Raw genomic sequence first — 11,253 nt, forward strand, 5'->3', positions numbered from 1 at the left:
GCAAGCGGGAGAGGCGGCGCAAGCTCGCGGACAAACTTCGTGAAGTCCATATGAAATGGCCCTGACGCGACCATCGGGAACCCGCCCCGCCTCCCGCGGGTTCTAACCCCTGTGGCCCGGCACTTTGCCGGGCGGCAAACGGGGGAAGACACCTGCATGCAGTGGAGCCTGCTCCGACCGGTTGGCCTTGTCCCCGCGGCGCTTGTCCTCACCACCATTGCGGCGGGCGCCGAGGGCGGCAAATCGGCTGGCCCATCCGAATTCCTGCTGGTGGCGCAGATCGTGCTGCTGATCGCGGTCGGCCGCGGGCTCGGCGAGATCATGCAACGGATCGGCCAGCCCTCGGTGATCGGCGAGCTGCTCGCCGGCATCATCCTCGGGCCGTCGCTGTTCGGCTGGATCTGGCCGGAGGCGCAAGCCGCGATCTTCCCCAAGACACCCGAGCAGAAGGCGATGATCGACGGCATCGCCCAGTTCGGCATCCTGCTGCTGCTCCTGCTCACGGGCATGGAGACCGACCTCAAGCTGGTGAGGAAGGTCGGCAAGGCCGCGATCGCGATTTCGGTTGCCGGCATCCTGGTGCCCTTCGCCTGCGGCTTTGCGCTCGGCGAATTCCTTCCCGATGCGCTGCTGCCGAAGCCGGAGCAGCGGCTCGTCGCGTCGCTGTTCATGGGCACGGCGCTGTCGATCTCGTCGGTGAAGATCGTCGCCGTGGTGGTGCGCGAGATGAATTTCATGCGCCGCAATGTCGGCCAGATCATCGTCGCGACGGCCGTGATCGACGACACCATCGGCTGGATCATCATCGCCGTCATCTTCAGCCTGGCGTCGCAAGGAGCGCTGGATGTCGCGTCCGTCGCGCAGGCCGTGCTGGGCACGCTTGCCTTCCTCGTGATCAGTTTCACCATCGGCCGCCGGCTGGTGTTTCAGCTCATCCGCTGGGCCAACGACAACCTTGTCAGCACCGCGGCGGTCATCACCGTGATCCTGCTGTTGATGGGCGTGATGGCGCTGATCACGCATGCGATCGGTGTCCACACCGTGCTCGGCGCCTTCGTCGCGGGCATTCTGGTCGGGGAGTCGCCGATCCTGACGCGGCAGATCGACGAGCGCCTGCGCGGCCTGATCTCGAGCTTCTTCATGCCGGTGTTCTTCGGGCTCGCCGGCCTCAGCGCCGATCTGTCGGTGCTGCGCGATCCCAGGCTTCTCATGCTCACCGGCCTCCTGGTCGTGATCGCCAGCGTCGGCAAGTTCGGCGGCGCCTTCGTCGGTGGCACCGTGGGCGGCTTGAGCACGCGGGAGTCGCTGGCGTTGGCCAGCGGCATGAATGCGCGCGGCTCGACCGAGGTCATCATCGCCACCATCGGCCTCTCCATCGGCGTGCTCAGCCAGAACCTGTTCACGATGATCGTGACCATGGCAATCGTGACCACGATGGCGATGCCGCCGATGCTGCGCGCGGCGCTGGCCAGGCTGCCGATGAACAAGGACGAGAAGGAGCGGTTGGACCGGGAAGAATTCGAGAAGCGCGGCTTCGTCGCCAATCTCGAACGTCCCTTGCTCGCAGTCGACGAGAGCGTCAACGCCACCTTCGCCGCGCACATCGCAGGCCTGATCGCCGGCATGCGCGGCTTTCCCGTCACCGTGCTGCATATCGGCAACCGCGCCATGGAGCAGGAGCAGAGCCGCGACGAAGCGGAGAGCCACGAAGCCGTGGTGAAGAAGGCGGCCGAAACGGTATCGGCCAACGGAGACGGCGATGCCGGCAGCGTCGATGTCGTCACCCGTGCCAGGCGCGCCGAGCTCGGCGAGACCATCATTGAGGAGGCGCGCAAGGGCTTTGATCTCCTCGTCGTCGGTGTCGACAGGGTTGCTGCGACCAAGGATCGGTTCGATCGGAAGATCGAGGACATTGCTGCGACGTTCGAAGGGCCGCTCGCGATCGTGGCGGCCAAGGGCAAGCATCTGAAGCAGCCGATGCCGGATAGCCTCAACATTCTCGTTCCCGTCTCCGGCAGCAGCGTTTCCAAGCGCGGCGCCGAGGTCGCGGTCGCGCTGACGCAGGCCGGATCAGGCTCGCTACGCGTGATCTATGTGGCGACGACGCGCGACAAGGGCGCCCAGCGCGGCGCCTCGCGCGGGCTCAGCCAGGAGGCCGGTATCCTCAAGGACGCCAGCGACCTCGCCGCCCGCTACGATGTCGACATCACCACGACCCTGCGCGTGAACCGGGCGCCGGAAGCTGCGATCCTGCGCGAGATCGACACTACGGATGTCGATCTCGTCGTCTTGGGCGTCGATCGCATCCAGGCCGATCATCTCTCCTTCGGCGGCGTGGCTGACGCCGTGCTGCGGCAATCGAAGGTGTCGGTGCTGCTGGTGTCGAGCGGCGAGGCGCGGCAGGCGCCAAGCGAGAAGGGGTAGGGGAGAGGGCGCGGCGCCTCACGCATGCCACCAATGATGCCATTATGCCGGTGTTTTGCCCGACGGAGCAAGTAATTTCGGTATAGTCGAACTTTCGCGAGATTTATCAACCCCATCCCTACTGTGCATGGGGTTGTTTCAAGATTTCACCTCCACGGCCGCTTTCGTCTTCGGCGTCTTCTTCGACGCGCGCCAGTTCTCGAAGCGCTGCACCACCACGAAGAAGGCCGGCACGAACAGCACCGCGAGGCAGGTCGAGGCCAGCATGCCCGAGAACACGGTGATGCCGATCGACTTGCGCGCGCTGGCGCCGGCGCCGGTCGCGATCACCAGCGGCACCACGCCGAGGATGAAGGCGAACGAGGTCATCAGGATCGGGCGGAAGCGGGCGCGCGCCGCCTCGATCGCGGATTCAACGACCGGCTTGCCGTCGCGGCCGTGCAGCTCGAGCCCGACCTCGACGATCAGGATCGCGTTCTTGGCCGACAGCGCGATCAGGAGGATCAGGCCGATCTGGCAGTAGAGGTTGTTGTCGATCTTGAGGCCGGAGAGGATCAGCATCGGCCCGAGCAGCGACAGCGGCACGGCCAGGATCACCGAGATCGGCGCGTACCAGCTTTCGTACTGACCGGCGAGCACGAGATAGACCAGCAGCATGGCGAGGCCGAATACCCAGTAGATCTGATTCGAAACCGCCTTCTCCTGGTACGACATCGCAGTCCACTCATAGCCGGTGCCCGGCGGCAGCGTCTTGTCCGCGATATCCTCCATCAGCTTCAGCGATTGGCCGGAAGAGTAGCCCTGCGCCGGCAGGCCGATGACGGTCGAGGAGGGATAGAGGTTGTAGAGGCTGATCAGCGAGGGGCCGGTGGCCGGCGTGATGGTGGCGACGGTGCCGATCGGGATCATGTCGCCGTTCGAGTTGCGCACCATCATGTTGGCGATGTCGCGCTCGGTGACGCGGAAGGCAGGATCGGCCTGCGTATAGACCTGGAACACGCGACCGAATTTGTTGAACTGGTTGACGTAGGACGAGCCGAGATAGGTCGACAGCGCCGCGAACACCTGGTCGGTCGTCACATGCAGGGTCTGGGTCTTGATGCGGTCGATCTCGACGTTGAATTGCGGCACCGACGAGCGGAACGAGGACTGCACGCGCTGCAGCGCGCTCTGGCTCTGGCCGTTGCTGACCATCGCCCCCGTGATCGCCTGCAGCTTGGCGAAATCGCTGTTGCCGTCGCGGAGCTCGACCTGCATCGAGAAGCCGGCGGCATTGCCGATGCCCTGAATCGGCGGCGGCGGCAGCACCAGCGTGCGCGCCTCCATGATATCAGCGACCTTGTCGTTGAGCCCGTAGACCAGCGAGCGCAGATCCTCGCCTTTGCCGCGCGCATCCCAGTCCTTCAGGATGATGTAGGCGACGCCGGCATTGGCGAGGCTCGCGCTGTTGTCGAGCGCGGAGATTCCGGCGATGGTGATGACCTGCTGGACGCCCGGCGTCTGCTTGATGATGTCGGCGGCCTTGTCGAGCACCTTCTGGGTCCGCTCGAGCGAGGCGCCGTCGGGCAGTTGCACGGCGGCGATCAGATAGCCCTGATCCTCGATCGGCAGGAAGCCGGTCGGCACCCGCGACAGGCCGTAGCCGCTGAGCCCGATCACGACAAGCGCGAACGCGACCGAGATCGTCGCGTGCTTCACCAGGAACGTGATCAGCCGCGTGTAGCCGCGCTCGACCCGGTTATAGACTGCGTTGAAGCCGCGGTAGAAGAAATTGCGCTGCTCCGGCGGCACGGTCGGTCGCAGCCACAGCGCGCATTGGGTCGGCTTCAGCGTCGCTGCGTTGATGGCGGACAGCAGCGCGGTCGCCGCGATCACCAGTGCGAATTGCGAGTAGATCCGCCCGGTGAGGCCGGCGAGGAACGAGGCCGGCAAGAACACCGAGATCAGCACCAGCGTGATGCCGACGATCGGCGCGAACAGCTGGTCCATGGCGCTTATCGCGGCGTCGTGGCCGTTCATGCCCTTCTCGATATTGTGGGCTGCACCTTCCACCACGACGATGGCGTCGTCGACGACGATGCCGATCGCGAGCACGATCGCAAACAGCGTCGACATGTTGATGGTGAAGCCGAGCGCGGCCATCGCCGCGAAGGCGCCGATGATGGTGACGGGCACCGTGGTCGCCGGCACCAGCATCGCGCGCCAGTCCTGCAGGAACACCAGGATCACGACCAGCACCAGCAGGCCGGCCTCGATCAGGGTCATGTAGACCTCGTGCACCGAGGCGTTCACGAATTTGGTGGTGTCGAACGGCGTGTCGTACTTGATGCCTTCCGGAAAGCGCTTGGCGAGCTCCACCATCTTCTTCTCGACGGCCTGTTCCACCTCGAGGGCGTTGGCGCCGGGCGACTGGAACACGCCGATTCCGGTGGCCGGCTGCTTGTTCAGCGAGAAGATCTGGCTGTAGGTCTGCGCGCCGAGCTCGACCGAACCGACGTCGCGCACGCGCGTGACGTCGCCGCTGGTGCCTGTCTTGACGATGATGTTCTCGAACTGGCTGGTGTCGTCGAGCCGGCCATTGACGTTGAGCGTGTACTGGAACGCCTGGCCCGGCGGCGTCGGCGGCGCGCCGACCTGTCCGGCCGAAACCTGCTGGCTCTGCTGCTGGATCGCGTTGATGACGTCTTGCGGCACAAGGCCGCGGACCTGGAGCTTGTTGGGATCGAGCCAGACCCGCATCGAGTACTGGCCGGCCCCGAACACCGTGACGTTGCCGACGCCGGGCAGGCGCGAGAGTTCGTCGCGGATGTTGATGGTGGCGTAGTTGCTCAAATAGAGGCTGTCGAAGGTCTTGTCCGGCGAGGTCAGCGTCACGAACAGCAGGATCGAGGTCGATCGCTTCTGCACGGTGACGCCCTGGTTCTGCACGGCGGAGGGCAGTTGCGACAGCGCGCTGGAGACGCGGTTCTGCACCAGCACCTGCGCGAAGTTGAGGTCGGTGCCGATCTTGAAGGTCACCGTCAGCGTATAGGTACCGTCGGAGCCGCTGTAGGACTGCATGTAGAGCATGTCCTCGACGCCGTTGACCTGCTGCTCGATCGGCAGCGCCACGGTGTCGATCACGGTCTTGGCGCTGGCGCCGGGATAGCGCGTCGTCACCTGTACCGTCGGCGGCACCACATCGGGATATTGCGCGACCGCGAGATTGAACAGCGCGACGCCGCCGATCAGGATCATCAGGAGCGCGATGACGTTCGAGAGGACCGGCCGCTCGATGAAGAATTTTGAGATCATGACCGCCGCCTCACTTGCTCGCGGCCTGCGGCTGCTCGATCTTGGTCTGCTGCGGGTCGATCTTCTGACCCGGAATCACGCGCAGCAGTCCCGACGTGACAACGCGGTCATCGGGCTTCAGGCCGCCTTCGATCACGCGTAGGCCGTTGTCGGTGGGACCTATCTGCACCTTGCGCTGCTCGACGACGTTGTCCTTGTTGGCGACCAGCAGATAGCGTCCGCCCTGGTCGCTGCCGAGCGCGGTGTCGGGGACGAGCAGGGCGTCCTTCTCCTGGGTGAAGGGCACGCGGACGCGGACGAAATAGCCGGGCAACAGCACCCGCTTGTCGTTGGGCACGAGACCGCGCACCGCAAGCGTCCCCGTCGATGAATTGAGGGTCGGCGCGACGTAGTCGAGCTTGCCTTCGTGCGGATAGCCGGTCTCGGTCTGCAGGCCGATTTCGATCGGGAATTGCTTGAGGTCGGAGGCGGTCAGCCCGCGGCGCGCGGCTTCGGCGCGGATGCGCAGCACGTCCTGCTCGTTGACGGTGAAGTTTACATAGATCGGATCCATCGCGACGATGGTCGCGAGCTGGGTCGGGGAGGACACGCCGACGAGCTCGCCGACCGAGACCATGTGCGCGCTGACGATGCCGTCGAACGGCGCGGTCACCTTGGTGTAGCCATAGTTCACCTCGGCGAGCTTGGTGTTGACCTGGGCCTGCTGGAGGTTGGCCTGGGCGTTGTCGCGGGTCGATGTCGAGGTGTCCAGGGTCGACTGCGAGACCGCCTGCCGCTGCACCAGATCGACTTGCCGCTTGTAGTCGGCCTCCGCTTGTTTGAGCGAGGCCTGCGCTCCGGTCTCGGCCGCCTGCGCCTGGTCGAGCTTGAGCTTGTAGGTCTCGGGCTCGATCGTGAACAGCTGGGTGCCCTGCTTGACGAACGTGCCATCGGCGTAGTCGATCGTTTGCAGAAAGCCCTGTACGCGAGCGACGAGATCGACGCTCTTGATCGGCGCGGTGTTTCCGGTGGCCTCGACATAGCGCGTGACCGGACGCTGCACCGGCGTTGCGACGTCCACCTTCGGCGGCGGCGGCGCGACGAACGTGTTCTTGTCCTCGCAGGCCGCGAGCGCCACCACGGCCGCCGAGGCGGCCAGGGCCCGCCCGATATGCCTCCACGCTTCATTGCCTTGTGCGGGACGGGCGGGATTTGCTGAGGTCATTCGGTGGCCCCCGATGATTGTCTGTCGGTGCGGCAGGCTATCAACAAATGGCCGGCCGTGGAACACCATAGCCATGGCAGTCACAGCCCTTGCACTGCAAACAGCGGCGTGGCCTTTGACAGTTTTGTCGCGACAAATCGCTTTTCACCGAGCGCATGATCGACCAGAATTGTGTCAAAGGCCGCGCGCGCGATGCGAGGCGGGCGGACGGACCGAGGCACGCGGACAACACGAGAAGAGGCGCGAGGAGACAATGACATGCCAACGCCGTTCTGGTCGGCCTGTACAGGCCTCGTTCTCGCCGCTGTGGTCGCCATGCCCGCGCTAGCTGATGGCTTGAAAGACGAGATCGCACCGACCGGCAAGCTGCGGGTTGCGATCGCGATCAGCCCGGCGGGCGGCGCGTTCTGGTCGACCAAGACCGAGGCGGGCTATGCCGGGGTCCCCGTCGATCTCGGCAAGGATATGGCCGCGCAACTTGGCGTGCCCGTCGACTACGTCGTGTACCAGAATTCCGGGCAGATCACCGACGCGGCGGGCAAAGGCGCTTGGGACGTCACCTGGTTGCCGAAAGACCCCGAGCGCGAGACCAAGATGATGTTCGGCCCGATCTATGAGGTCGCGGACGCCACCTATATCGTCAAGGCCGGTTCGGTCGTCACCAATTTCGCCACGCTCGATCAGCCTGGTATCAAGGTCGCTGCCGTCAACGCCACGACCACGATGCGCGGCGCCGTTGCGCATCTGAAGAACGCGAAGGTCACGGGCTATCAGACCTATGACGAGATCTTCGGCCTTCTCAAAAGCGGCGAGATCGACGCCTTCGCGCTGTCGCGCGACCAGCTCAACAAGATGGCGCAGAAGATTCCGGGGACAAAGGTGCTGGACGAGACGTTCAAGAAGACGGTGACGGCCGTTGCGGTCCCGCTCGGCCACAGCCAGGCTCTGGCGTTCGTCACCAAATTCATGACCGAGGCAGTGACAAACGGTACCTTGCGCAAGGCCTACGATAATAACGGCCTGCAGGACGCGCCGATCCGCACCGAATAGGTTTACCCATCCAGCCACATTGGATTTTGACTGGGCGCACATGCTTGGACGTTGGATTGCAACCGCTACATTGTTACTGGTCTTGATGATGCAGAGCGCCCAGGCCCAACCACTGACGGTCGATCCCGAGACCATCGTGCCGTTGCCGCCGCAGTTCGACATGGAGCCGCCGGCATCCGGCGTGCCGCCCGAGATCGCGCGCTTCCAGGGCGCGTGGATCGGGACCTGGCAGGATGATCGGCACATCCTCGTTGTCGAGCGCGTTCGGGCTGACGGGCATGCCGATCTCGTCTTCGCCCGATCGGACTCGGCCTTCAACGGAATGAATCGGGAATGGTGGCGGGACCAGGCGACGGTCGTCGATGGTGTGCTGACCGTGACGGGGTTTCGCACCTTCCGTTATGCCTTCGATGGCCCGGACCGGTTGTACATGACGGCAACGCTCCAGAATGGTGTCGTCACCTCAGGCGCGCTGGTCCGCGCCGATCCGGCACGCCTCGCCGCAGGCGAGCGGCCGATCGACTGGCCATGGCCCGGCGAGCGTGTCCGGATTCCGCACCTCACGGTTCGCACGCCTGATGGCACCCGGCCGATCACGCTCGAGGGCACGTTCTATCCGCCGTCAGGGCAGGGGTCAGTGCCGCTCGCGATCTTCACCCACGGCTCCGACATCGGCCACATTCAGCTCAGGTCCTGGTCGTTCTCGACCGAGGCGCATTGGCTGCGCGACAACGGATTTGCGGTGCTGGCGCTGATGCGTCGCGGACGCGGCAGCTCCGAGGGGATCAACGGCGAGGAAACCTTCGGACGCGATCACGACGGCAGCCTGATCGATGTTTCGGCCGGTGTCGCCGAGGCCGTCGAGGATCTCGAATCCGCGATCGCCTACGGTCGCACGCTGCCCGGCGTCAAGCCGGGCAAGGTGCTGCTCGCTGGCCAGTCGCGCGGCGGCTTCCTCGCCATGCACTACGCCGGTCTCAAGCCCGGCGAGGTGATGGGCGTCGTGAATTTCAGCGGCGGCTGGTACCCATACGGACCGGTGACCACGCCCTATTATGCCAATGCCGGCCGCGGCGCGGGCGACAAGGTCAAGCAGCTCTGGCTCTATGCCGACAACGACCGCCTCTACAAGGAAGACCTGGTCCGCGAATATCAGCACGCATTCGCGGCCGCAGGCGGAAACGCGTGGTTCGAGCTGCTGCACGGCGTTCCCGGCGACGGCCATTTGCTGCGGCTCTATCCCGAGCGGTGGCGCGCGATCGCCGATCAGTACCTCACCTCGCTCGATCGTTGAGCATTCGTCGCCAGCGGCGGCGTCTTCCCTGTCGGGACCTCCTTCCGGTCGGAGGCCTTTGCCGTGAGCCAAAAGCAACCGCAACGGCCGCGGAATAAATGGCATCGCCACGCTAGCTCGCGATCGAGGCGGCTTCGCTGAAGCGCGCCTGTGAATAATTTTGTCCCAACAACTGCGCAAGATGTCTCTTGCGTCAAACTGACACAGCTCTGTCACTCGTGATCGCTACGGTCGCCGGATCACTCCTTCGGGGCAAACAAAGATGAAAACCAAATTTTTGACGACGGCTGCGATTTTCGCGGCCGCGACGACGCTTGCGTGCAGCATTCCGGTGTTTGCCGAAGATTTCGATCGTGACCATGATCGTGATCATCATGCGCATCACATGCATACCGAAACGCCGATCAAGCATCTCGTGATCATCTTCAACGAGAATCGGTCGTTCGACCATTATTTCGCGACCTATCCGAATGCCAGCAATCCCTCGGGCTCGATCCCGTTCGTGCCGAAGCCGCATACGCCGAAGGTCAACAATCTCGCCAATGCCAACCTGCTGGTGAACAACCCGAACAGCAATCCGGCCAACGGCGCCGGAGCAACGGATCCGTTCCGCCTCGACCGCACCCAGGCCAACACGCAGTCGCAGAATCACGCCTACACGGCGGAACAGCAAGCCTATGACAACGGCAAGGCCGATCTATTCCCGAAATATACGGGGCGCGGCACATCCGGCGGCGTCGGCGCGTTCGGAACGACCGGCCAGGTCATGGGCTATTTTGACGGCAACACCGTCACCGCGCTTTGGACTTACGCGCAGCACTTCTCGATGAACGACAACGCCTACACCGACACCTATGGTCCGTCGACGGTCGGCGCGCTGAATGTGATTTCGGGCCAGACCAATGGCGCGGTGGCGGTGCTCGGCAATGCTGCGACGCAGATCATCCCGGACGGCCAGGGGGGCCTCACGGTGATCGGCGATCCCGGTCCCGCCTATGATCCTTGCAGCACCCCGGGCTACACGACGCAGGTCACGATGACCGGCAAGAACATCGGTGACTTGCTCAACGATGCCGGCATCAGCTGGGGCTCTTTCATGGGTGGCTTCGATCTTTCCGTGACCAACGCGAATGGCACGACCGGCTGTGCACGCAGCACGTTCTCAACCGTGGTTGGCGCCTCCAAGGCGGACTACGTTCCGCATCACGCCTGGTTCCAGTACTACAAGTCGACCGCGAACTGGAACCATCTGCGGCCGAGCTCGGTCCACGCGATTGGCCACACCTACCAGAAGGACGGCAAGACCCTCGATCCCGCCAATCACGGCTACGACCTCGAGGACCTCTACGCAGCTGTGAAGGCCGGCAATTTCCCGGCGGTATCCTACGTCAAGCTGCCGGCCTATCAGGATGGCCACGCCGGCTATTCCGATCCTCTTGATGAGCAGCAGGGAACGGTCGAGCTGATCAACTTCCTCCAGAAGCAGCCCGAATGGCGCGAGACGGCCGTCATCATCACCTACGACGATTCCGACGGTTGGTATGACCACGCGTACGCCAAGCCCAGCAGCGCCTCCTACGACCCGACTGCCGACCAGGTCAACGGTGCCGGCCAGTGCGGCCTCGGTGTTGCCAAGCAGCCTCAACTGCCCGGCGTCGGCGGCAAGCCGGTGAACGGCCGTTGCGGCCCCGCCACCCGCGTGCCTTTCATCGTGATCTCGCCCTACGCCAAGACCAACTTCGTCAGCCACACCGCCATTTCGCAGGCTTCGGTAGTGCGGTTCATCGAAGACAATTGGCTGAAGGGCAAGCGTCTGGACAGCGGTTCGTTCGATGCCACCACCGGATCGATCATGGATCTGTTCGACTTCGAGCACGATCACAGCCATGACTTCCGCACTGACGCGCTGTTCCTCGATCCGACCGCTGGCACGGTCATCGTCAGCCCGCCGGACGAACATCACCACCACTAGTCCAACGGGACGTCA

6 protein-coding genes are annotated in these 11,253 nt (G+C 64.3%); 4 read left to right on the forward strand and 2 right to left on the reverse strand.

Going from position 1 to position 11,253, the window contains the following annotated elements; translation table 11 throughout:
* Positions 1–156 precede the first annotated feature (156 nt).
* Positions 157–2,424 carry a cation:proton antiporter domain-containing protein gene (locus ACWAT4_RS10210; protein ID WP_449730466.1) on the forward strand — a complete coding sequence of 756 codons (2,268 nt, stop codon included), beginning with the start codon at positions 157–159 and terminating at the stop codon, positions 2,422–2,424.
* A gap of 138 nt (positions 2,425–2,562) precedes the next feature.
* Here the strand turns inward: ACWAT4_RS10210 and ACWAT4_RS10215 are convergent, their stop codons facing one another.
* Both ACWAT4_RS10215 and ACWAT4_RS10220 read right to left on the reverse strand, forming a co-directional pair.
* The gene (locus tag ACWAT4_RS10215; RefSeq protein ID WP_449730467.1) at positions 2,563–5,718 is read right to left on the reverse strand and encodes an efflux RND transporter permease subunit; all 3,156 of its coding nucleotides are present in this window, start codon (positions 5,716–5,718) and stop codon (positions 2,563–2,565) included.
* A gap of 10 nt (positions 5,719–5,728) precedes the next feature.
* A complete protein-coding gene (locus ACWAT4_RS10220; RefSeq protein WP_212299024.1) occupies positions 5,729–6,922 on the reverse strand; it encodes an efflux RND transporter periplasmic adaptor subunit in 1,194 nt (397 codons plus the stop codon).
* Between the two features lie 258 nt (positions 6,923–7,180).
* On the opposite strand from ACWAT4_RS10220, the gene ACWAT4_RS10225 reads away from it, so the two are divergent.
* The 3 genes from ACWAT4_RS10225 to ACWAT4_RS10235 all read left to right on the forward strand — a co-directional run bounded on the left by ACWAT4_RS10225 (position 7,181) and on the right by ACWAT4_RS10235 (position 11,238).
* Positions 7,181–7,972, forward strand: a complete 792-nt coding sequence (locus ACWAT4_RS10225; RefSeq protein ID WP_449730468.1) for an ABC transporter substrate-binding protein — start codon at positions 7,181–7,183, stop codon at positions 7,970–7,972.
* A gap of 70 nt (positions 7,973–8,042) precedes the next feature.
* The gene (locus tag ACWAT4_RS10230; RefSeq protein ID WP_449730469.1) at positions 8,043–9,266 is read left to right on the forward strand and encodes an alpha/beta hydrolase family protein; all 1,224 of its coding nucleotides are present in this window, start codon (positions 8,043–8,045) and stop codon (positions 9,264–9,266) included.
* 262 nt (positions 9,267–9,528) lie between these two features.
* Entirely contained in the window at positions 9,529–11,238 is a 1,710-nt protein-coding gene (locus ACWAT4_RS10235; RefSeq protein ID WP_449730470.1) for a phospholipase C, read from the forward strand.
* Positions 11,239–11,253: the final 15 nt, after the last annotated feature.

The organism is Bradyrhizobium sp. T-1, from assembly GCF_053592855.1.